Annotated in this window: 24 protein-coding genes; 13 read left to right on the top strand and 11 right to left on the bottom strand. The window is 65.3% G+C overall.

Annotation, left to right across the window (positions count from 1 at the left end):
- Positions 1–432: 432 nt before the first annotated feature.
- Both KF759_RS12665 and KF759_RS12660 read right to left on the bottom strand, forming a co-directional pair.
- Positions 433–1,746: a serine hydrolase domain-containing protein gene (locus KF759_RS12665; protein WP_291226080.1), complete on the bottom strand. Its 1,314-nt coding sequence runs from the start codon at positions 1,744–1,746 to the stop codon at positions 433–435.
- A 120-nt stretch (positions 1,747–1,866) separates the two neighbouring features.
- Positions 1,867–4,251, bottom strand: coding sequence for a serine/threonine-protein kinase (locus KF759_RS12660; protein ID WP_291226078.1), 2,385 nt, complete (start codon positions 4,249–4,251; stop codon positions 1,867–1,869).
- Positions 4,252–4,346: 95 nt separating this feature from the next.
- Between KF759_RS12660 and KF759_RS12655 the strand changes: the two genes are divergently transcribed.
- Both KF759_RS12655 and KF759_RS12650 read left to right on the top strand, forming a co-directional pair.
- Complete coding sequence (locus tag KF759_RS12655) at positions 4,347–4,922, top strand: ECF-type sigma factor (RefSeq protein ID WP_291226076.1); 576 nt, start codon at positions 4,347–4,349, stop codon at positions 4,920–4,922.
- Positions 4,923–5,135: 213 nt separating this feature from the next.
- Entirely contained in the window at positions 5,136–5,534 is a 399-nt protein-coding gene (locus KF759_RS12650) for a DUF6491 family protein (RefSeq protein ID WP_291226074.1), read from the top strand.
- A gap of 42 nt (positions 5,535–5,576) precedes the next feature.
- Here the strand turns inward: KF759_RS12650 and KF759_RS12645 are convergent, their stop codons facing one another.
- Genes KF759_RS12645 through ftsY form a run of 5 tightly spaced genes read right to left on the bottom strand, consistent with a single transcriptional unit; the run spans position 5,577 to position 9,295 of the window.
- Entirely contained in the window at positions 5,577–6,128 is a 552-nt protein-coding gene (locus KF759_RS12645) for a TlpA family protein disulfide reductase (RefSeq protein WP_291226072.1), read from the bottom strand.
- A 33-nt stretch (positions 6,129–6,161) separates the two neighbouring features.
- Positions 6,162–6,440: an oxidative damage protection protein gene (locus tag KF759_RS12640; protein ID WP_291226070.1), complete on the bottom strand. Its 279-nt coding sequence runs from the start codon at positions 6,438–6,440 to the stop codon at positions 6,162–6,164.
- Positions 6,437–7,513, bottom strand: a complete 1,077-nt coding sequence (gene mutY, locus KF759_RS12635; protein WP_291226068.1) for an A/G-specific adenine glycosylase — start codon at positions 7,511–7,513, stop codon at positions 6,437–6,439. The genes KF759_RS12640 and mutY overlap by 4 nt, the downstream gene beginning before the upstream one ends.
- Positions 7,510–8,181 carry a hypothetical protein gene (locus tag KF759_RS12630; protein WP_291226066.1) on the bottom strand — a complete coding sequence of 224 codons (672 nt, stop codon included), beginning with the start codon at positions 8,179–8,181 and terminating at the stop codon, positions 7,510–7,512. Before KF759_RS12630 ends, mutY begins: the two co-directional genes overlap by 4 nt.
- Positions 8,174–9,295 carry a signal recognition particle-docking protein FtsY gene (ftsY, locus tag KF759_RS12625; RefSeq protein ID WP_291226064.1) on the bottom strand — a complete coding sequence of 374 codons (1,122 nt, stop codon included), beginning with the start codon at positions 9,293–9,295 and terminating at the stop codon, positions 8,174–8,176. Before ftsY ends, KF759_RS12630 begins: the two co-directional genes overlap by 8 nt.
- Before the next feature lie 63 nt (positions 9,296–9,358).
- Here ftsY and rsmD point away from each other — a divergent pair, with 63 nt between their 5' ends.
- The 7 genes from rsmD to KF759_RS12590 all read left to right on the top strand — a co-directional run bounded on the left by rsmD (position 9,359) and on the right by KF759_RS12590 (position 15,088).
- On the top strand, positions 9,359–9,940 hold the full coding sequence (gene rsmD / locus KF759_RS12620) for a 16S rRNA (guanine(966)-N(2))-methyltransferase RsmD (protein WP_291226062.1): 582 nt from the start codon (positions 9,359–9,361) through the stop codon (positions 9,938–9,940).
- 240 nt (positions 9,941–10,180) lie between these two features.
- Positions 10,181–10,681, top strand: coding sequence for a pantetheine-phosphate adenylyltransferase (coaD, locus tag KF759_RS12615; protein WP_291226060.1), 501 nt, complete (start codon positions 10,181–10,183; stop codon positions 10,679–10,681).
- Positions 10,682–10,767: 86 nt separating this feature from the next.
- Positions 10,768–11,283 carry a hypothetical protein gene (locus tag KF759_RS12610; protein WP_291226058.1) on the top strand — a complete coding sequence of 172 codons (516 nt, stop codon included), beginning with the start codon at positions 10,768–10,770 and terminating at the stop codon, positions 11,281–11,283.
- Between the two features lie 120 nt (positions 11,284–11,403).
- Complete coding sequence (gene ggt / locus KF759_RS12605; RefSeq protein ID WP_291226056.1) at positions 11,404–13,080, top strand: gamma-glutamyltransferase; 1,677 nt, start codon at positions 11,404–11,406, stop codon at positions 13,078–13,080.
- A gap of 13 nt (positions 13,081–13,093) precedes the next feature.
- Entirely contained in the window at positions 13,094–13,957 is an 864-nt protein-coding gene (locus KF759_RS12600; protein WP_291226054.1) for an MBL fold metallo-hydrolase, read from the top strand.
- A complete protein-coding gene (locus KF759_RS12595) occupies positions 13,957–14,670 on the top strand; it encodes a TMEM43 family protein (RefSeq protein ID WP_291226053.1) in 714 nt (237 codons plus the stop codon). Before KF759_RS12600 ends, KF759_RS12595 begins: the two co-directional genes overlap by 1 nt.
- A gap of 28 nt (positions 14,671–14,698) precedes the next feature.
- Positions 14,699–15,088: an MAPEG family protein gene (locus KF759_RS12590; RefSeq protein ID WP_291226051.1), complete on the top strand. Its 390-nt coding sequence runs from the start codon at positions 14,699–14,701 to the stop codon at positions 15,086–15,088.
- 13 nt (positions 15,089–15,101) lie between these two features.
- Here the strand turns inward: KF759_RS12590 and KF759_RS12585 are convergent, their stop codons facing one another.
- Positions 15,102–15,593, bottom strand: coding sequence for an NUDIX hydrolase (locus KF759_RS12585; RefSeq protein ID WP_291226049.1), 492 nt, complete (start codon positions 15,591–15,593; stop codon positions 15,102–15,104).
- 120 nt (positions 15,594–15,713) lie between these two features.
- Between KF759_RS12585 and KF759_RS12580 the strand changes: the two genes are divergently transcribed.
- Complete coding sequence (locus tag KF759_RS12580) at positions 15,714–17,171, top strand: hypothetical protein (RefSeq protein WP_291226047.1); 1,458 nt, start codon at positions 15,714–15,716, stop codon at positions 17,169–17,171.
- 18 nt (positions 17,172–17,189) lie between these two features.
- Here KF759_RS12580 and KF759_RS12575 read toward each other — a convergent pair whose 3' ends face one another.
- Both KF759_RS12575 and KF759_RS12570 read right to left on the bottom strand, forming a co-directional pair.
- Entirely contained in the window at positions 17,190–18,089 is a 900-nt protein-coding gene (locus tag KF759_RS12575; protein WP_291226045.1) for a 5'-3' exonuclease H3TH domain-containing protein, read from the bottom strand.
- 4 nt (positions 18,090–18,093) lie between these two features.
- A complete protein-coding gene (locus KF759_RS12570; RefSeq protein WP_291226043.1) occupies positions 18,094–18,690 on the bottom strand; it encodes a nitroreductase in 597 nt (198 codons plus the stop codon).
- A gap of 147 nt (positions 18,691–18,837) precedes the next feature.
- Between KF759_RS12570 and KF759_RS12565 the strand changes: the two genes are divergently transcribed.
- The 3 genes from KF759_RS12565 (at position 18,838) to KF759_RS12555 (ending at position 20,817) form a co-directional block, all read left to right on the top strand.
- The gene (locus KF759_RS12565; RefSeq protein WP_291226041.1) at positions 18,838–19,965 is read left to right on the top strand and encodes an NAD(P) transhydrogenase subunit alpha; all 1,128 of its coding nucleotides are present in this window, start codon (positions 18,838–18,840) and stop codon (positions 19,963–19,965) included.
- A 118-nt stretch (positions 19,966–20,083) separates the two neighbouring features.
- Positions 20,084–20,455 (top strand): GxxExxY protein, encoded by a 372-nt coding sequence (locus tag KF759_RS12560; protein WP_291226039.1) that lies wholly within the window; start codon positions 20,084–20,086, stop codon positions 20,453–20,455.
- 65 nt (positions 20,456–20,520) lie between these two features.
- On the top strand, positions 20,521–20,817 hold the full coding sequence (locus tag KF759_RS12555; RefSeq protein ID WP_291226037.1) for an NAD(P) transhydrogenase subunit alpha: 297 nt from the start codon (positions 20,521–20,523) through the stop codon (positions 20,815–20,817).
- 62 nt (positions 20,818–20,879) lie between these two features.
- Here KF759_RS12555 and KF759_RS12550 read toward each other — a convergent pair whose 3' ends face one another.
- Positions 20,880–21,752 carry an IS4 family transposase gene (locus KF759_RS12550; protein ID WP_291226098.1) on the bottom strand — a complete coding sequence of 291 codons (873 nt, stop codon included), beginning with the start codon at positions 21,750–21,752 and terminating at the stop codon, positions 20,880–20,882.
- Between the last annotated feature and the right edge of the window lie 14 nt (positions 21,753–21,766).

The following is a 21,766-nucleotide window of genomic DNA, read 5'->3' as shown; positions in this document are numbered from 1 at the left end:
TGCCACGCCGCATGCCGAGCACGCTCGGCTCTACAAATCCGACACCGCCGTAGAGCGGAGCTTGCTCCGCTCCCATATGCTTCAAGCCGAGCGAGCTCGGCTCTACAGGAGCACACCGCCGCCGTTGTAGAGCGGAGCTTGCTCCGCTCCCATATGCTTCAAGCCGAGCGAGCTCGGCTCTACAAGAGCACACACCACCGCCGTAGAGCGGAGCTTGCTCCGCTGCTCTTGCTTGCGCCGAGATCGTGCGCCGCGAGCCGAGCGAGCTCGGCTCTACAAGAGCGCTTCGAGCCGAGGGAGCTCGGCTCTACAGGAGCCCACCACCGCCGTCGTAGAGCGGAGCGCCTTCCCCGCGTACACCCCTGCGGGGTCGGTTGCGCCATTCGCTCGCTGGTCGGGTCCGGGGGAATCGGTGCGTCTCCAGGGGGACGCTCAGAACCCATCAATGAACAGGATGTCCAGCATTTTCGGGAACAGGTCGTGGGTCGGCCACTGCGACGGCGATATTGTCTGGCGCACGTTCCACATCATGGTGTCGATCTCGCAGGAGTAGCAGGCGTTGCCGCTCTCGGCGCGGCGGTTGAGGATGACCACGAAATCCCAGCCGTCCTGAATGCGCGCCATGTACGAGGTAGTGCCTGGCAGGCTGCCGTCATGCCAGGTGTTGTAGTGACCGTTGCCGTAGTCGCGCACCGACCAGCCGGACGCATAGTACGGGTCGCCCGGGGTGTATGGGCCTGCGTAGTTTTGTGGTCGCGCGAGCATGCGTGCGAGTGAGGCATGGTTGAGAACCGCCGTCGGCGCCGCGGGCTTGTCGAGGTTGCTGGCGATGCGGACCAGTTCCACCGCGGACATGATCCAACCGCCGTGGCTGTCCATGTTCTCCAGATTGAAGGCGCCGTATTCGTAGGGCACCAGCGTGCCGGAGTCGTCGAATACGGTGGCGCGCTGGATGCCGGAGTAATAGCCGGTCTCGAATCCGATCGAATCGGAGCGGCGCGAATGGCCCAGACGCATGAGATGGATGCCCAGTGGTTGGAAGATGCTCTTGGCATAGGCCTCGTAACTCATGCCGCTTGCCACCTCGATGATGCGCCCAAGCAGGAGATAGCCGTAGTTGCTGTATTGGAAAGTGGTGCCGGGATTGGAGTTGAGCGCCACGCCATTCATCGCGCGGATGATGTCATCCTGATGGATCGGCAGGCTGGTGCCGACGGCCGCTGCGATCTGCGGATCGGCGAACATGGGATCGCGGATGCCGTAGTTGCCGAATCCGGCCAGGTGTTCGAGCAGGTTGCGCACCGTGACTTTCGCCAGCCGCGGATCCGCGCTTTCGCCCGGCAGGGGTGTCAGATCGACGAACTGCGACAGCGTGTCGTTGAGTGACAGCGCGCCGTCCTGAATCAGTCGATTCACGAGGATCGAGGTGATCTGCTTGCTGTTGCTGGCGATGCGCATGCGCGTCACCGGTTGCACGCCGACATCGTTGGGTCCGCGATTGCGGGTATAGCCGTGCGCAAGGACTAGACGGCCCTGCCAGGTGATGGCCATTTCGGCCTGAGTGATGTCGTGCTGGTTCATGAGGTTCACCAGCGCGGTGTCGAAGGCGGCCAACTGCGGCACCGGATCGCCGCTGATGATCGTCTGCGCTGCAAGCGCCGGGGCGAAGAGGACCAGAAGCAGGGCGGGCAGGCGTGTGCTCGGGCGCCGCCAACGGCGCGAACCGAACGAGATTATCGTGTGCATGGCTGGAACCTCCGCTGGGAAGGGGGCGTCCCTGCCCGTGGTCGGAGTCCCTTGTCAGCCAATGCGCAATCGCGGTGAAAACCGGCTCACGCGCGTCGGGAGCGCTGGCGGCGGCCTTGCTCAGTGCGATGCGGCGTGGGGAAGCTTTGCCGGCGCGGAAGCCTTGCTCGAGGCGTATTGCGCCTCGAGCGCTTCGAGACGGGCGCGGATCGAGGGTGGCGTATTCTCGAGGCCGGCAAACATGCGGCGCCCTTCAGCCAGCAACGCGCCGGCATCGGCGCTGCGGCCTTGCGCCATGCGCACCGCGGCCAGTCGCAGGATCGCGTTGAGGCGATAGGCATGGCCGCCAGGGTAGAGGCGGGCGGCCATCGCAACGGCGTCTTCGGCGGTGCTTGCGGCCAGGTCTACTTGCCCAACTTCCAGCGCCGAGGCGGCCAGATTGGTGAGCGGTACCAGCACCATCGCATGGTCGCCGTGAAAGGACGCGCGATGCATCGCCACGGCCTGCTTCTGCAGGTCGAATGAAAGTGCGTCGTCGCCGCGCATGTGGGCGAGCTTGGCGCGGTTGTTGAGGATCACCGCCAGATGCGGGCCGCCATCGGGGTACAGGGCCTCGAGGATCGGTTGTGCCTGGCGATAGAGCGCATCGGCACGGTCGAGATGGCCGAGTCCGCGCTCGGCATGGGCGAGGTTGCCCAGCGTGCGCGCGTGTTCTTCGCGCGACTCGCGCCCGGCGAGCTTGCGGTCCAGCGCCAGTGCACGTTCGAACAAGGGTTTCGCCTGGTCGAATTCTTCGCGCACCAGATGCAGCACGCCCAGATCATTGAGCAGGTCCGCATAAAGCGGGATCGACGTCTGTCCGCTGCGCTCCAGGCGCCGCATCGCATCGCCGAACAAGTTCATCGCCTCGTCGTCGCGCTCCTGTTCCTTGCGGACGTTGGCGAGGGTGGCCAGCGCCATCACCGTGCGCTTGTCATCGCTGCCGAACAGCCGGGTGGCATCGTCACGCGCACGCTGCGCGACTTTTTCGGCATTGTCGAGCCGGCCGCGGGCAAACAGGCTCTCGGCGAGGCTGTTGCGCACCGCTACCGCGAGGTCGGGGCGGTGGCCGAAGTGCGCATCGATCTTGCCGATTGCATCGTCCAGCGCCTGACCGAGCGTGAGCTCGGTCCCGCTTTCGTAGGGGCTGGATGCGTTGAGGACTTCGAGCAGGAACGCGTTGACCTGTTCGGTGTCGAGCGCTGAGCGCTGTGCTTGCCGCGCCTGCACCACCGCGACGCCGGCCGCGCCCAACACGGCAGCGAGGGCCAGACTTGCGGCCACGCTGCCGAAACGATGTCGACGCAGGAACTTGCGTGCGCGATAGCTGATCGAGTCGGCGTGGGCGAGCACCGGCCAGCCGGTGAGATGTCGCTGCAGGTCATCGGCCATGCCCTCGGCCGAGCCGTAACGCCGCCCGGGATCGAGATCCAGGGCCTTGGCGACGATGCATTCCAGGTCGGGGTCGACGGCCTTTGCATGTGCGGGGCGCCTTCGATCAGGCGCGTTGGGCGTGGCAGGTCCTCGCCGCAAACTGATCGGCTGCGCCCGGGTAATCACCTGTGCGGCCAGATCGGGGTCGGTGCCGACGAGCACGTAGGGTCGCCCACCGCTGATGAGTTCGTACAGCATCACGCCCAGCGAATAGACATCCGATGAAGTCGTGAGCGCTTGCAGGCGAAACTGCTCGGGGCTGGCGTAGGCGGGCGTCATGATTGCATCGCGTGCGCGCGCGGTCTTGCCCGTGCCATCTGCCTCGAGGCTGCGCGCGATGCCGAAATCGAGCAACTTGGGCTCGCCTTGGGCGTCGACCAGCACGTTGTTCGGCTTGAGATCGCCGTGCACGATCAAGTGTTGATGGGCTGCCTGCACGGCATGGCAGAGTTTGACGAACAGCCGCAGTCGCCCGTCGAGATCGAGGTCCTTGCTGGCGCAATACGCGTCCAGTGGCTGACCGTCGATGAACTCCACGGCCAGCCACGGCAGGCCATTGCGTGTGCTGCCGCCATCGAGGATCCGCGCGATGTTGGGGTGTTCCAGCCTCGCCAGCAGGTGGCGCTCGTTCTCGAAGTGTGCGGTCAAGGCAGCACGCGCAGCGGGTTCGAGCAGCAGGAAAGCGCCGCGCATCAGCTTGATCGCGACCTGTTGCTGATAGATGCCGTCGTCGCGTCGGGCCAGAAACACCACCGACATGCCGCCTGAACCGAGCCCGCGCTCGAGTCGCCAGATGCCCAGACGATCGCCGACGGCCGGCAATTCGAGTCTGTCGGCAGACAGGGGCGAAAAATCGGCCGCTTCGCCCAGGAAGGCCTCGGTGAGCTGGGTCTCACGCAGCAGATGACGCAGCCGCGCAGTCACTGCGGGCCGGGCGTCGAGCGTATCGAGCCATGCCTGCCGTTGCCGCGGCGGCATCTCCAATGCCGTCTCCAGCAATCGCAGCACTTCACCTTCGTCGGCAGGCTCCATGCTCACCCTCACGCACCAGAACCGGCTGGCAGTATAGACCACGGCTCACGCCATCGGCCGCGCAGCCGAGCAAGGGCAGCGCCTATACTTGCGCCATGAGCGAGCATGATGTCACGCGTTTGCTGGGCGCTTGGCGTATCGGCGACACCGACGCGCGCGATCGAATCATTGCGATCCTGTATCCCGAGCTGCGCCGGCTTGCGCGCCAGGCGTTCCGTCGCGAAGCCCCCGGTCACACGTTGCAACCCACCGCACTCGTCAACGAGGCGTGGTTGAAGCTGGCCTGCGGCGCGGTACCCGATGCGGTGGATCGCCAGCACCTGCTGGCGATGAGTGCGCGCCTGATGCGTGAAATCCTTGTCGACCACGCACGGCGCAGTCGTGCCGCCAAGCGCGATGGCGGGCAACGGACCACGCTTTCGAGCCTGGACGCCGAGCCCGATGATCGAACTGCCGCCGCAATCGATGTGCTCGCCCTGGACCGCGCACTCGGGCGCCTGCATCTGTTTGATGCGACCAAGGCGCGGGTCGTGGAGTTGCGCTACTTCGGTGGATTGAGCATCGAGGAAACCGGCGACGTCCTCGGCCAGTCACCGGCAACCGTGAAACGGCATTGGCAAACCGCACGGATCTGGCTGCACGATTCGATCAACGGGGGTCAGGGCGACTGAGCGCGTTGCGTCCAAGGTCAGCGCAAGTGGCGATGCATGTTCGTTCAAGTTCAAGTCCGGCCTGCGCTTGCCGGGCAATGGGCACGAGCGGATCCGGAACGACCTGCGTAAACCGCTGGATGAACGACGCGCGAACGAAGGCCGCACACGGTGCGCACTTTGGCCACGCCGAAACGTCTATCACATGGCCCCGGTCGGGCGGAGGAACAACGCATGAAGATGCAGTCGATTGCCGGTCTGGTCCTGTTGGCCACGTTTGCGGGTTCGGCGTTTGCCGATACGCGCGAGGTGGCGCAAAAGCACCTTGAGGAATACACGCCGTATCTGCAGGCGCCGGTGGATCAATTCCGCTACTGGTCGTTCGATCAGTGGCAGCCGCTCGGGCCCCGTCACGTTGCGGTTTGGACCGGGCTCAATACCGCCTATCTGCTCACGGTCGAAGACGGCTGTCCAAACCTCGAGTGGGCCAATGACATCGGCGTGAGCTCGCAGGGCGCGCACGTGGTCTCGAAAAAATTCGACTACGTGACTTTCGACCGTCAACGCTGCCAGATCACGCAGATCCAGCCGATCGACATCGCGCGCATGAAGGCCGATCGCAAGGCGAACTGAGCCCGTCCCTGGCTGCGCGTTCATCGCATGCCGCGGCGGATTTCAGCGCAGCGGTGTGCTGCAGCTGCCGTCGTCACACTCGCCGGATTTGTTTGCGTTCGGGCCTGCCAATGGCTCCGGTTGACTCGGGCGTTCGAACAACTGACCGATGAGTGCGCCGAGCACGAGGTCGTCGATCTGGCCGAAGTGACTCAGGCACAGGCGTCCGTCGCGATCGAGCAGGACCAGACTCGGCGTTCCGCGCAGATTCCAGGCCGCCATCGTGCACGGTATCGGCCCGTTCGGGGCCGCCTGATCGATGCCGATCGGAAAGCCGAGTCGGTATTCGTGGATGAAGGCGGCCAGCGCATCGGCACCCATCACCGCATGGTGCTCGAATACCGTGTGCAGGCCGATCACCGCAAGTTGGTCGGCGGGGAAGGTCTCCCGCAGGCGCTTGGCCTGCGGCAGCCCATGCGCGACGCAGCCGGGGCAGAGCATCTGGAAGGTGTGGATCGCCACCACCTTGCCGCGCAGCGCGTCGAGCGTGATCGGTGTCGCCGTGTTGAACCAGCGACTGACCTGCAGCGGTGGCGGGACGATCCGGTTGTGCATGTTCGCGTTCCAGCTGATCGCGCGCAGCGCGTTTCAGTCCTGTGCCGAGGGCGGCACGTAGCCGGCGGGTGCCTGCGAGCCGTCGCCGAAGAAATACCTTTCGACTTCCACGGCAAGAAATGCGCGCGCCTTGGCTTCGAGCGGATTGAGCCGGTTCTCGTTGATGAGCATGGTCTGGTGCGCGAGCCATCCGCTCCAGGCTTCCTTCGACACTTCGTTGTAGATGCGCTTGCCCAGTTCGCCCGGCCAGGGCGCGAAGGCGAGACCTTCGGCCTCACGGCCGAGCTTGATGCAATGGACGATGTGGCTCATGCGGATGGCTCCAGGGATGCGAGCAGGCTGCGCACCGGCGCAGGCAGGCCAAGCTGGGCGAATTGCGTCGGCGTGCACCATGCGTGATCGCCGTCATCGGCAACGAAGCGGCCGCTCGCAACATCACACAGCAGGGGCGTGATTTGCAGATGATAGTGCGTGAAGCTGTGCCGGAACGAGGGAAGCAAGGTGTGGGTGCGGATGTTGGCATGGAAGCGCTGCCGCAGCAGGCGTTGTGCAGCGTCCGTGTCATCGGCTTCAGGCAGGCTCCACAGCCGTGCCCAGATGCCGCTCGGTGGTCGACGCTCGAGCAGGATCCGGCCCTGTGCGTCGCGCGCGATCAGCAGCACGGCGCCACGCACCGGTTTGCTGCGCGCGGGTCTGGCCTGCGGAAGTTCATGCACGCGGTCTTCACGCAAGGCGACACAGTCGGCGGCGAGCGGGCACTGTCCGCAGTGCGGTCGCAGGCGCGTGCAGACCATCGACCCCAGGTCCATGATCGCCTGCGTGTAGTCGGCCGCACGCGTGCGCGGCACATGTGCTGCGGCCAGTCGCCACAACTGCTTCTGCACCGGCGCCGCACCGGGCCAGCCTTCCACGCCGTGCCAGCGCGCGAGCACGCGGCGCACGTTACCGTCGAGAATTGCATGCGGTTGGTCGAACGCCTGCGCCAGGATTGCGCCTGCGGTGGAGCGGCCGATGCCGGGCAGGGCGGCGAGTTGCTCGAATTGCGCAGGCAAGTGGCCGTCATGTTGATCGACGCAGATCCGTGCGGCGCGCTGCAAATTGCGCGCGCGGCTGTAGTAGCCGAGGCCCGACCACAGCGCCAGCACCTGATCCTCGCTCGCAGCCGCCAGGGCGGCAAGGCTGGGCAGTGTCGCCACGAAGCGCCCGAAATACGCGATCACCGTGCGGACCTGCGTCTGCTGCAACATCACTTCGCTGAGCCAGACCCGATACGGTGTGCGCGGGTGTTGCCAGGGCAGGTCCTTGCGGCCGTGGCGGTCGTACCAGTCGAGCAGTCTGCGCGCGAATGCATCCTCGCTGGCGAGCGGTTTGCGCTGCGCCTTCATCGATGCTTGTTCGCGGGCTCGTCACCGAGCTCGACCTGCAAACCCTCGATGTGCGTCTTGCCGTAGTCGATCGAGCGCGCCTCGAGCGTGCCGGTGAGCGGGGGCAACAGCTCGGCGCTGGGCTGCGCCGGTGACCAGCGGGCCAGCCATGCGGAAAGGTCCTGTGCGCTGCCCAGGTCCGCATCGATGCCATCGGAGATGAGTTGGTCGCCGGCTTGCACACGTGCGTCGATGACGCGCAGCTGCATGCGCAGGTCGGGCATGGCAGCTTTGTTCGTCGGGCGGCTCGCACGCCAGAGCCGCAGCTCGTCGAGGTCGAGCACTGCCTTCTCGATCACCAGTTCGTCGATCCGCACGGGTCCACCAAGCAGGGATCGCCACGGCGCGCGGGCGCGCAGGGCGCCGATCGAAAGCAGGGGCGTGGCGTGGCCACTGATGCGCAGGCGCGAGGCCGGCAGCACGATTTCCAGTTGCGGCACGAAGCGATATTGCGCCGCGTTGCCAATCGCAAGTTCCAGCCCCATGCCGCGCGCCTGTTCGGTGAGCAGCGCGCTCACGCGGTCGGGCCGCAGCAGACGCGAGAGTGCGAACAAGCCGAGCGCGCCGATCACAAGCAGCAGCGCAAGCACGACAGGCCAGCGTCGCCGACGTGGCTTCGCCTCAGCCATCACTGCCCAGCGTCTGTGGCAACAGGCCATCGACGAAAGCGGCAGCGTCAAAGGGGCGCAGATCCTGCGCATTTTCGCCGAGGCCGACGAAGCGGATGGGCAAGCCGAACTCGCGCGCGAGCGCGAACACCACGCCGCCCTTGGCGGTGCCGTCGAGTTTGGTGACGACCAGGCCGCTGACGCCGATCGCATCCTTGAACTGGCGCACCTGATTGATCGCATTCTGACCCGTGGTGCCGTCGATCACGAGTAGAACTTCGTGCGGTGCCTGCGCATCGAGCTTGCCGAGCACGCGGCGAATCTTGGCAAGTTCATCCATCAGGCCCGACTGCGTGTGCAGGCGGCCGGCGGTATCGGCGATCAAGACGTCGATCGAGCGCGCACGCGCAGTCTGCAAGGCGTCGAAGATCACGCTTGCGGAGTCTGCGCCCGAGCCTTGCGCCACCACCGGCACATCGTTGCGTTCGCCCCAGGTTTGCAGCTGTTGGACGGCAGCGGCGCGGAAGGTATCGCCCGCGGCGAGCATGACCGAGTGTGATTGGCTGCGCAGACGCCAGGCGAGCTTGCCGATCGTGGTGGTCTTGCCGACGCCGTTGACGCCGACGACGAGGATCACGAACGGCTCGTGGCCGCTGACATCGAGCCATCGTTCGACTGGCTTGAGGCGGGCGACGAGATCGCCGCGCAAGGCCGCCAACAAGGCGCCGGTGTCGGCGAATTCACGCTTGTCCGCGCGCTGGCGCAGATCATCGGCGATCGCGCTTGCGGTGGCGATGCCGACATCGGCAGTGATCAGGCAGGTTTCGAGTTCGTCGAGAAAGGCGTCGTCGAGGCGCGGATGACGCACGAACAAGGCCGCAAGGCCGCGCGCGAATCCAGTTCCGGCGAGGCGATCGCGCCAGCCGCGACGCGCGGGTGCGGCCTCGTGTGCGGGCTCGACGGCGGGCATGCCGGCCTCGGGCGGGGATGTGCCTGTGGTCGCGGCATCCCCGATCGCCGCCGCGGTCGCGGCAGTCGTCGACTCGACGCCGTCTGCACTCTCCGCCCCGGGCCCGGGCTCGATTGCGGGTGCGCCGGACTCGGCAGCAGGCTTCTTCTTCCAGAACTTCAGCATTGCGGTCGCAATCGGTGAAAATGCAAGCGGAAAATCCTAACACCCTTCGTGGTCGCCGAGCCGATGCCCAAGCCCAATTCCGGATCCAGCAGCGTGCGCATCGTCGGCGGCCTGTTGCGTGGCTCGCGGCTTGCGGTGGCCGATCGCGATGGCCTGCGACCAACGCCCGACCGCGTGCGCGAGACCCTGTTCAACTGGTTGGCGCCGGTGATTGCCGGCGCGCGTTGCCTCGACCTGTTCGCCGGCACCGGTGCCTTGGGCATCGAGGCGCTTTCGCGTGGCGCCGCCAGCTGCATCTTCATCGAACGTGACCGGACGCTGGCACAGGACTTGCGCGACAACCTCGCGCGCCTGCAGGTGCAAGGCGCCCGGGTGGGCGAGGGCGACGCGCTTGGCTGGCTCGCCCAACCCGCGACGCCGGTCGACATCGTCTTTCTCGATCCGCCGTTTGCGGCAGATTTGTGGGAATCGGCAGCGCAGGCACTCGAACAAGGGGGATGGTTGCGTGCCGGAGCACTGGTGTATGTGGAATCGGATCAGCAATCCGTACTGCGACTGCCGGCGACGTGGACGCTGCACCGAGAGGGGCGTGCTGGCGCGGTACGCTTCGCACTGTATCGGCGTGATGCGGCCCGCGATGCGTGAATCGCACGTGATTCGAGCACCTGCCGGGCGGGCTGTTGAGGCAAGCCGATGCAATGAAGATCAAGCGGTTGGGCGACGCCTGTTTGCGCGCAGCTCATCGGCGCGCCGCCTTGAAAGACGGCCAGTCTGTCTGCGGCAATGCCCCTCGAGCTGCACGCGGACCGGTGTCGTGACGGTTGCGCAACTTGATCAGCCTTGCCTTAAGCTAGGAGCCCGCATCCCGTCGGCAGCAAGCACATGGTGAGTCCGCAGCGCGCGCGCGTGGCCGTGTATCCGGGCACGTTCGATCCGATCACCAATGGCCACATCGACCTGGCCTGCCGCGCGGCGCCGCTGTTCGATCGACTCGTCGTCGCCATCGCCGAGAGCGCGGGCAAGGGGCCGGCCTTCGATCTGGAACAGCGCATCGAGCTGGCGCGCATCGCGCTGGCCGATGTGCCCAATGTCGAGATCCGCGGCTTCGCCTCGCTGCTCGCCGATTTCGTCGAGGAAATCGGCGCCGGCGTGATCCTGCGCGGCCTGCGTGCGGTGTCGGATTTCGAATACGAGTTCCAGCTCGCAAGCATGAACCGCCACCTGATTCCCGCGGCCGAGACCCTGTTTCTCACGCCCGCGGAAAAATACAGCTTCATCTCCTCCTCGTTGGTGCGCGAGATCGCGCGACTGGGCGGCGATGTCTCGGGATTCGTGCATCCGGCGGTGCATGAGGCGCTGCGCCGCCGCTTTGCGCGCCCGGCCTGAGTCCGCGGGGTCCGCAGCGGCGTCGGAACGTGGCAAGATGCGTGATCGACAAGCCAGAATCAGCTTCTGAACAGGAGAGTATCGTCATGCGCAAGAATTTTTCCTTGCTCGTTCTCATCGCAGCCGCGGCGCTGGCCTTGGGCGCGTGCGACCAGAACAAGCAGCCCGAAGCCGACAAGGCCGCGGCCGAACAGGCGCCTGCGGTGCTGCCGGCGCCGACCAACGCGACCGACAAGGCGGCTTGGAAGAAATATCTCGTAAGCGTGGTTACCGCCAACATGCAGGGCGTCAAGACCACTCATCCCTACATGTACTTCGTGCCTGCCGGTGACGATGAGGCGGCGGTCGCCGATCGCGCCAACCAGCTCGACAACGTCAAGATCGTGGTCGCTCGCGGCGTTCTGCCCGGCAACATGATGGCCTTCGGCGGTCCGGAATCGGCCAAGACCGCGCAACTGGCTGTGGATGCCTTCAAGGATGCGGCGCCGGGTTCGTTCAAGGAAGTCGTGGTGCTGTTCATCGGCTCGCCGGGTGATTTCGACGCGGTCAAGACCGCGGTCGCCGCAGCCGGTGGCGAAGCGCGTTTCGTCGAGGCCAAGTAAGGCGATCTCAGCGCAGCAGGCGCAGGTGCGGCAGCCTGCGCACCTGCCCTTGGTGGTCTGGTGCCTGCGGTTGCTTCGGTTTGACCGGCCCGCAGGCAACATTGAAATGAAGGAAACACGATGAAGCGCATTCGCGGTGCGGTTGCCGCGATGGCGGCCTTGATCCTGGTCAGCAGCGCACACGCGGCGGACAGATCGCCGCAGGCGGGCATCGCCAGTGCGCATGTACTGGCCACGCAGGCGGGTTTTGAAGTCATCGGCAAGGGCGGCAATGCCTTCGACGCCGCGGTGGCGGTCGCGTCAACCCTGGCCGTGGTCGAGCCGCAAAGTTCGGGCATCGGTGGTGGCGGCCTGTTCCTGCTGCATCGCGCGAGCGACGGCAAGCAAGTCATGGTCGACGCTCGCGAAACCGCGCCGGCGGCAGTCAATTCGCGGGACTATGTCGACGCCAAGGGCGATGCCAACCGCGACGCTTCGATCAACGGTCCCTTGTCGGCGGCGATCCCCGGAGAGGCCGCCGGTCTGGTCTGGATCGCGCAGCACTACGGCAAGTTGCCACTCAAGTCATCCTTGGCGCCGGCGATCCGGATTGCGCGCGAGGGATTCAAGCCCGATGGCCGCTTCCTCAAGGAATTGGCGATGCGCAAGGATGTCATTGCGCGCTATCCGGGCTCGGCCGCACTGTATCTCGTCAACGGAGAGCTGCCCAAGGCCGGCTGGACTTTCAAGTCGCCTGATCTGGCGCGCGTGCTCGAGCGCCTTGGCGCCGAGGGCAACGACGGCTTCTATCGCGGTGAGCTCGCGCGCACCCTGGTCGAGGGCGTGCGCAAGGCGGGCGGCAACTGGTCACTCGACGACCTGGGCAACTACACCGCCAAGGAACGCGCGCCGATCGCCTTCGATTATCGCGGCTGGCGCATCGTCAGTGCGTCGCCGCCCTCGTCGGGTGGCATCGCGCTTGCGGAAATGTTCAACATCCTCGGCGGCTACGATCTCGCCAAGCTCGATCGGGTGCATCGCGTGCACTTCATGGTCGAGGCGATGCGCCGCGCCTATCGTGATCGCGCGCAATATCTTGGCGATCCCGATTTCGTGCAGATGCCGATCGCGCGACTGCTCAGCGCCGACTATGCCGCCGGTTTGCGCGCTTCGATCCACCCGGACAAGGCAACGCCGAGCGACCTGTTGCCGCCGTTTCTCAGTCACGGGCAGGGCACGCATACCTCGCACTTCTCGATCATCGATGCCGAAGGCAATCTCGTTGCCGGCACGCAGACGGTCAACCTGATTTTCGGTTCCGGCCTGGTCGTGCCCGGTACCGGCTTCGTGCTCAATGACGAGATGGACGACTTTGCACTGGTGCCAGGCAAGCCCAATGCCTTCGGTTTGCCGGGCAACGAGCACAATGCACCGCGCCCGGGCAGTCGACCGCTGTCGTCGATGTCGCCGAGTTTCGTGATCGGCACCGATCGAATCGGCGTGATCGGCACGCCCGGTGGCAGCCGCATCATCACGATGGTGCTCGAGGGCATCCTCGGCTTCATCGATGGCCAGTCGCCGGCACAAATCGTCGCCAATCCGCGCTTTCACCACCAGTACCTGCCCGACGTGATTTCGGCCGAGAAGGGTGCGTTCACGCGTGATGAGGTCAAGGCGCTGGAGGCGATGGGGCACAAGCTCAGCGAGTCCGAACGGCGCTGGGGTTTCATGAACGTGGTGAGCCGTGACCGCAAGACCGGGGCGACGCAGGCCGCGAGCGATCCGCGCGGGGACTCGGGCAGCGGCCTGGTCAAGTGAGGCAGGCAACCGCATGAAGCTGTGGTCGATCCTCGGCAACTCGCAGAAGCTCGATGGCGGTGCGATGTTCGGCAATGCGCCGCGTGCAGTCTGGCAGAAGTGGATTGCGCCCGATGCCGACAATCGCATCCCGCTTGCCTGCCGCGCCTTGCTGGTCGACGACCTCGATGGCAAGACGGTGCTGTTCGAGACCGGGATCGGGGCATTTTTCGAGCCGCGCCTGCGCGAGCGCTATGGCGTGGTCGAGGAGCGGCACGTATTGCTCGATTCGCTGCGCGCCGCCGGATTCATGCACGAAGACATCGACGCGGTGGTGCTGTCCCACCTGCATTTCGATCACGTCGGCGGCTTGCTCGCGCCGTGGCGGGAAGGGCAGGCGCCGGAATTGCTGTTTCCGCGCGCGCAGTTCATCGTCGGCGAACAGGCTTGGCAGCGCGCGCTGCATCCGCATCCGCGCGACCGCGCCTCGTACATCGCCGAACTGCCGGCCTTGCTCGAAGCCTCGGGCCGCCTCGAACGCATCGACGCCGATCTGTCCACCAGCCTGGGCCCGCGCGTGCGCTTCCATCATTCCAATGGCCATACGCCCGGCCTGATGCTTGCCGAGATACGCGGTGATGCGGGTGGCGTGGTGTTTTGCGCCGACCTGATCCCGGGGCGGCCGTGGGTGCATCTGCCGATCACGATGGGCTATGACCGTTATCCGGAACTGCTGATCGACGAGAAACGCGCGTTCCTCGATGCGATGATCGAACACGACGTGCAGCTCTTCTTCACCCATGATCCGCACTGCGCGCTGTCGCGGGTGCGGCGCGACGAATCAGGGCGCTACGTGACTCGTGATGAACGCGATGAACTCGTCGCGCAGGTGCTGTGATGACGCGACGGCGCAAGCGCGCGGGGCGTGGTCGCAAGCTGTTCGCCTTGCTCGTGGCGGGCCTGCTCATCGCGGGCATCTGGTACCTGTCCACGCAGCGCAAGCGCGCATGGCCATCCTTGCAGACGGCGCAGGTCCCCGCTGGCGCGGAGCCGGCGCGCAGGGTGACGGCGGGCAAGATCGATGCGACCAATGAAGGCCGCCTGATCCGCATCGAAGGCAGCTTGCGCGTGACGCAGGGCGCCCGCGATCGTGAGCTTGGCATCAGCGTCGACGCGCTGGGACTCGTGCGCGAAGTGCAGATGCGTCAATGGCGCGAGGCCTGCGCGAAGGACGCCTGTACCTACGCCTTGGCCTGGAGCGCGCAGCCGGTGGATTCCGATGCATTCCGCGAACCGCAAGGGCATGTGAATCCGCAGCGCTTCCCGTTTGCCTCGGCCCGTTACCTTGCCAGCGAAGTGCGCCTGGGTGCATTTTCGGTCGAGCCGGTTGCCCGTCTCGCGGATGCGGCGCCGGGACCGCATGCGGTCGAGCTGAAGGACTTGCCAGCCAACCTTGCGGTGAGCTTTCGCGCCGAGGATGGCGTGCTCTACACGGGCGATCCGGCGCATCCGGCCGCCGGTGACCTGCGCGTGAGCTATGCGATCATCGCGCCCGGGCCGCGCACCCTGACGGGCGTGCAACGGGGCGATCGCCTCGTCATGCAGCCCTGATCGCTCATTACGGCCACAGGAGTTGCGCATGCACATCACCGGAATCTACGTGGCGCTGTCCACGATCCTCGTCATCTGCCTCGCATTGGCCGTGTCGATGAGGCGGCGCACGGTCAAGGTTGGACTCGGCTCGGGCGGTGACTCGACCCTGCTGCAGCGCATCCGCGCCCATGCCAATGCGCTCGAGAATCTGCCGCTCGCGCTGCTGCTTTTGCTGTGTCTCGAGCTCGACCAGACCAAGCCGCTGTTGCTGCACACCTTCGGCAGCGCCTTGATCCTGGGCCGCCTGATGCATGCCTCCGGACTGTGGCACAGCGCCGGTGTCAGCTTCGGACGCCTCTACGGCACCTTGCTGACCTGGGGCGCGATGCTTGGAATGGCGACCTTGCTGCTGTGGCGTCAGCTCGCCGCGGTTTGACCGGGCGGTGGCCTCAGCGCGCGAACAGCGCGCTGTTTTCGAGCATGTAGAGGCCGGCGAAGATCTTCGGGTCGATCGAATAGCCCGCACGCTGCTTGGCGACGAGCCAGGCCGCGACTTCGCGCCGCGGCACCTCGTGGACACGGATTTCCTCGGTTTCATCGCCGCCGCCATCCTCGACCCGCTCGAGGTCGCGCGCCAGCACGAAGGCAAGGATCTCGTTGCTCATGCCCGCCGAAGTAGGGCCGGCCATGAGGAAATCGATGCGTCCGGCGCGATAGCCGGTTTCCTCGGTGAGTTCGCGGTGGGCGGCTTCGATGGCGCTTTCGTCGGCATGTGCGGCGACGTCACCAACCAAGCCGGCCGGCATCTCGATCGTCAAGACGTCGATCGCCGGACGCGGCTGTTCGACGAACAGCAGCCTGTCGGCATCGGTGAGGGCAATGATCATCACGCCGCCACCCGGGTTGGTGCGTTCGGCGTATTCCCAGCGACCGCGCTTCATCAGGCGCAGCCATTTTCCATTGCAAAGAGTCTCGGTTTGCGTCATCGTGAGCGGCTTTTTTCCGAACTTGTGCTTCGTTTGCTTGTCTGCAGGCGATCCGTTTCCTGACCGAGGCTGCCCATGTCCATCCGTCGCATTCTATGCGCATTCCTGCTTTCGCTCGCCGCTCCGGCGCTGGCTCAGAGCGGCAAGCCGTCGATCGACCTTTCCAAGCTCTCGCACGAAGAGATTGCCCAGGTGCAGGCGCCGGGTTCGTTGCTGCAGCTGGCCAAGCGTTACAAGGAAACGGGTGACTACGAGCACCTGAGCTGGACTCTGGAGCGCCTGACCGCCTTGCAGCCGCAGGTCAGCGAGTTCCGTCTGGCGCTGGCCACGACCTACGCGATGCTCGGCGAAAAGCCCAAGACCTACGAAACTCTGCTCGCCCTGCAGCGCAGTGGCCACGGCTATGACCTCGCCAACAACCCGAACTTCGCCAAGGTCACCGGCAACAAGGCCTGGGAATTCATCATCAAGGGTCTCAAGGACAATCTCGCGCCGGTCGGTGATGGCGCGCCGGCTTTCAGCCTGCCCGCGGGCGACCACCTGTTCGAATCGATTGCCTGGGATCCGGTGCGCAAGGTGTTTCTGGTCGGCAGCGTGCGCGATGGCTCGATCCTGCGTGTCGATGCCAAGGGCAAGACCACGCCTTTCATCAAGCCCGATGCCGCCAACGGCCTGTGGAGCGTCTATGCGCTGGCTGTGGACCCGGCGGGTGAAACGCTGTGGGTGGCGAGCACCTCGTCGGTGTATTTCAAGGGCTTCAAGCAAGAGGACTACGGCAAGGCCGGGCTGTTCAAGTTTTCGCTCGCCGACGGCAAGCTGCTTGCCAAATACATCCTCAGCGACGACGGCAAGCCGCGCAGCCTGTCGAGCATTGCGGCTGGATCGGACGACTTGGTGTTCGTTGCCGACGGTCTGCGCAACATCATCTACCGCGTCGATGGCAGCGAGCTCAAACCCTTCGTGGCCAATCCGAAACTCCTCAGCCTGCGCGGGATGGCAGTGAGCGGCGATGGCCGCTATCTCTACTTTGCCGATCACATGCTCGGTCTGTTTGGTGCCGATCTTGCAGCCGGTCGCGCCTTCGACCTGCAGGCCGATCCGGCCAAGCTCGCACTCGGCGGCATCGATGGCCTGGCCTGGTACGAAAACCATCTGATCGCGGTGCAAAGCGGCATGTCACCGCGCCGCGTGATCCGCATTTCGCTGGGTGCCGATGGGCGCAGCCTGCTTGATGCGGGCGTGCTCGATGCTGCCAACCCGGCCTTCGCATTGCCGACCACGGGGACGGTTTCCGGTGATGGTTTCTACTTCATCGCCAACAGCCAGAAGAACGCCTACGACGGCTATGGCAGTCCCAAGGACGAGTCCAAGCTCAAGCCGGTCGAGATCTTCCGTTCCAACTTGCGCGCCAACTGGGACCGCAACAAGCATGCGCAACTGAGCCAGGCTGCAAGCGTGATCAGTCAGTCCAAACCCGGCAGCGGCAGGTTCTCCAACGTCGAAGGTGGCTCCAACTCGGTCAGCGGAAACTGAATCCAGCCCACCGGCGCTTCAGGCCGGACTTTCGCTGGCCGCAAGCGCGCGCACGCGGCTGCGGGTGAGTGGGCCGAAGTCGAGACGGTCGAGCAGAACGTCGATCTGCGCATCGATTGCACCGCGCCGATAGTGCGCCGCCCGAGCCGGCACCGGTGCATCGAGCGCGATGCCGGTGAGCGCGCGTGACATGCGCGCGGTGGCGGCCTGCTCGCGCAGACGTGTCGCGGTGCTGGCCGCGCCGCGAAAGCGCAGGAAGGCCACCTCGTCCGCGCGTTCGAGCACGGCGTCGAGTGAGCCGAAATGATGCAGCAGGATCGCCGCGGTCTTGGCGCCGATGCCGCTGATGCCCGGAATGTTGTCGACCGCATCGCCGGTGAGGGCGAGATAGTCGGCAACCTGATGCGGATGCACGCCCAGACGTTGCTTGATGCCGTGACCATCCCAGCGCTGGTTGCGCGGCGGATCCCACTGCTCGTCGCCCTCGCTGATGAGCTGGCCGAAATCCTTGTCGGCGGAAACAATCACGCCACGGAAACCTTCGCGTCGCGCCACCGCGAGCGCACTGCCGATGAGATCGTCGGCTTCGTACTGGTGATCGACCAGCACGCTCGCACCGAGCGCGGCGGCGAGTGCCTTGCAATGACCGAACTGGCGCAGCAGGTCGGGGGGCGCAGGTGGCCGGTTGGCCTTGTACGAGGGATAGATCGCGTTGCGGAACGAGCTGTCGAGCGATTCGTCGAACGCGACTGCCAGATGCGTTGGCCGCGCGCGCTCGATCAGTTCGAGCAGGAAACGTGCGAATCCATGCACCGCGTGCGCGGGTGCGCCCTCGGCATCGAACACGTCGGGGCCCTGGCCGAACCAGGCACGGCAGACGTAGAGACTGCCGTCGACGAGATGGATCGTCGGCTTCATCGGGCTATGACCAGTGCGAAAGCAGGTTGGCGACCGCAGGCCGGTTGCGCTCGGGGGCGCGTTCCCGCGCCGTACCGATGTGCACGAAGGCGAGAACGCGCTCGTTTTCGGTGAGGCCGAGCAGGGCCGCGACTCCGCGATCGTAGGCTGCCCAGCCGGTCAGCCACTGTGCGCCGTAGCCCAGTGCCTGCGCACCCAGCAGGAGGTTGTAGCCGACGCAGCCGGCGCTGAGCAGTTGCTCCTGTGCCGGCACCTTGGCGTGTCGCTCGTCGATGCGTGCGACCACGATGAGGATCAGCGGCGCGTCAAGGTATCGCTTGCGGTCCTTGTCGAGCGCGGCAGCCGGTGCCGCGGGATCCACGCGCGCATGGATTTGTGCCAGCGCCTCGCCGAAGCGCGCCCTTGCCGCGTCCTCGAGTGCGATCAGGCGGAAGGGATCGAGGCGACCGTGATCGGGCACGCGCACCGCGGCCTGCAGCAGGCGTTCGAGTTCGGCCGGCGTCGGCCCGGGTTCGCCGAGCAGGCGCGAAGGGGTCGAGCGGCGGTCATTGAGCAGATCGAGCAGATCCACGGGGATCCTCGCGGGTGAAAAGCCGAGCATAGCGGCCCGACCCGTCGTGGGTGAATCGGATCGGGTTCCGCAGCAACCACTGATCGGCGATGACGGTCGTCGACAAGACCGGCCGGGCTGTTGCCGGATCGCCGGCTGGGCTAGGATCGGGCTTTCATCTGCCCGATGAGGATGCGCATGGCAACAACGATCGCAGCGGTGCGCGAGACGACGCCTGGTGAGCGCCGAGCCGCCCTGACCCCGGAAGTGGCAAAGAAGCTCAAGGCACGCGGCGCCGACATCGTGATCGAGGCAGGGGCGGGCGCGAGCGCGTATTTCGCCGATTCCGCCTACGTTGGTGTGGACGTGCTCGCCGCGAGCCAAGCGCTCGCCCGCGCCGACGTGCTGCTCAAGGTGCAGCCGCCCACGCTCGAGGAAATCGCCGCGCTCAAGGAAGGCGCAGTCGTGATCGGGCATCTGCAGCCGCATCTGGCGCCCGAGCGCAGCAAGGCGTTGCGCGATCGCAAGATCACCGCGTTCGCGATGGAACTCCTGCCGCGCACGACGCGCGCACAGGCGATGGACGTGCTGTCCTCGCAGGCCGCGGTCGCCGGCTACAAGGCGGTGCTGATCGCTGCCGAAGCCGCGCCGAAGTTCTTCCCCATGCTCACCACCGCAGCCGGCACGATCCGGCCGAGCAAGGTGCTCATCGTCGGCGCCGGCGTGGCCGGATTGCAGGCGATCGCGACCGCCAAGCGTCTGGGCGCGCAGGTCGAAGGCTTCGACGTGCGTCCGGAGACCAGGGAGCAGATCGAATCGCTCGGCGCCAGGTTCCTCGACCTTGGAGTCTCCGCCGCGGGCAGCGGGGGCTACGCGCGCGAGCTCACCGCCGAAGAGCGCGAGCAGCAGCAGAAGGCATTGGCCGAACAACTCAAGGGTTTCGACGTGGTCGTCACCACCGCCGCGGTGCCGGGCCGCCGCGCGCCGCGCATCATCAATGCGGCGATGGTCGCCGGCATGAAAGCCGGCGCGGTGATCGTCGACATCGCCGCCGAGACCGGCGGCAACGTCGAAGGCAGTGAGGCAGGCAGCACGATCGTGAGCGCCAACGGCGTGAGCATCATCGGCACCGCCAACCTGCCGGCCAGCGCGCCCGTGCATGCCAGCGAAATGTACGCGCGCAACCTCTACAACTTCCTCGAGCTTTCACTCAAGGATGGCGCGCTCACGCTCGACTGGGAAGACGAACTCATCGCCAGGACCTGCCTCACGCATGCGGGCGAGATCAAGCACGAACCGACCAGGACGCTGGTCGAGGGCGGATGAAAGACGGAAGAGCCCGAAACACGGAAGAGCCTGAAACAAGGAAAGGCCTGAAACAAGGAAAGGCCTGAAACACGAAGGACACGAAGTACACGAAGGAAAAGCGGGTCGGGGTTCGGAGATGGAATTTGATGAGTTGTCAAATCGAGTAATCGGATGTGCGATCGAAGTACATCGGCAATTGGGGCCGGGATTGCTGGAATCCGTGTACCAGCGGTGCCTCACCTACGAGTTGGTTCAGGCAGGCTTGCGCGTCGAAACCGAACGCGCCATTGGAATTCGATACAAGCAGATCGAACTGAATTGTGGTTTTCGCGTTGATGTGTTGGTGGAAGAGGAATTGATCGTCGAGTTGAAAGCGGTCGATGCCTTGCTTCCGATCCATGAAGCTCAGCTGCTGACTTATCTTCGACTCTCCGGATTGAAGGTCGGTCTGCTGATGAACTTCAACAGCCGGGTTTTGCGGAATGGCGTCCGCCGTTTGGTTCTTTGATTTCTTCGTGTTCTTCGTGTTCTTCGTGTTTCAATCTTCATGCTGATTCGGGAAAGGGTGACGTCATGATCGACGGGTTCCTCGCGCTGTACATCTTCATGTTGGCTGCCTTCACCGGCAAGGAAATCATCGGCCGCGTGCCGGTGATCCTGCACACGCCGCTGATGAGCGGGTCCAACTTCGTGCACGGCATCGTCCTTGTCGGTGCGATGATCGCGCTGGCCGAGGCGACCACGCCGCTTGGCATCGCCATCGGCTTCATCGGCGTGATCCTCGGTGCGGGCAATGCAGCCGGTGGCTATGTGGTGACTGAACGCATGCTCGAGATGTTCAAGTCGAGCAAGAACGAGAAGAAAGTGTGATCCGAAGACATAGTCGGGGTGCTGACTCAAAGTCGCTCTGGCCCTGAGGTTTCCCCACGTTTTCACGCAGGAATGCCAAGTTGATCGAGCAACGCCGCAATGGGTTGTCGCAAACGGTCGAGCAGCGCACAGACCGAATCGCACGGCCATCCGCGCCGCAGGGCTTCACGCCCAACGCGCATCGTCGAGTAAAGCTTGCGCGGCGCACGATGAGGCGACAACCAGCGATCGATGCCGGCAGATTCGCAGGCCAGGCCCACCAGCCAACTGGCGAACGCGGCCATGGCGTGCAGCAGCAACAAGATGGCGATGCGCGGCCCCTTGCGCGTCAGAGAGTCCTCGAACGCATCGCCGTAACGATGCGATTTCAGATCACGGAACGACAGTTCGATCTGCATGCGCCGCGCATAGAGTCGGACCAATTGCCGCGCGTGGAGGTGCTCCAGGTCGCTCGATGCCAGCAACAACCAGGGTTCGCGCTCACGTCGCGCATTCTGCAGACTGTGTTTGGAGCGGGCCCGTTGGCCTTGGCGATTGAGATGCCGGCGTCCCTTCGGCGCCTTGCCGTAAACGATCAGACGTGCCGTCCACGACTGCGAAGCGGCGATGTGCATCGCCCCCATGTCACGCGGCGTCTGCGAAGCCAGCGCGTACAGGGCTTTGCAAGGCACCCATTGATCGTCCGCATCCACCGCATCGACCGGCTTGACTCGCGTGCGATGTCGCAAGCGTCCCAACCACCCCCATCCCAATGCCTCGACGGCCCGAAACCAAGGGGTGCGGAAGCCGGCGTCGGTTACCAGGATCGGGCGGGCATGCGCGGGCAAGATTGCCTTGAGTTGCTGCAAGAATCGTTGCTCTGCTTGCGGCGCGCCTTGTTGCCCCGCAGGGAACACCATGTCCAGAATCGGCAAGCTGCGGCCGCCGACCGGAATCGCCGCTCGCAGCA

Origin of the sequence: Dokdonella sp. (assembly GCF_019634815.1) — a bacterium.
Lineage (GTDB): Bacteria > Pseudomonadota > Gammaproteobacteria > Xanthomonadales > Rhodanobacteraceae > Dokdonella_A.
The sequence above is the reverse complement of the archived record's forward strand: the minus strand, read 5'-3'. Positions and strand labels throughout refer to the sequence as shown.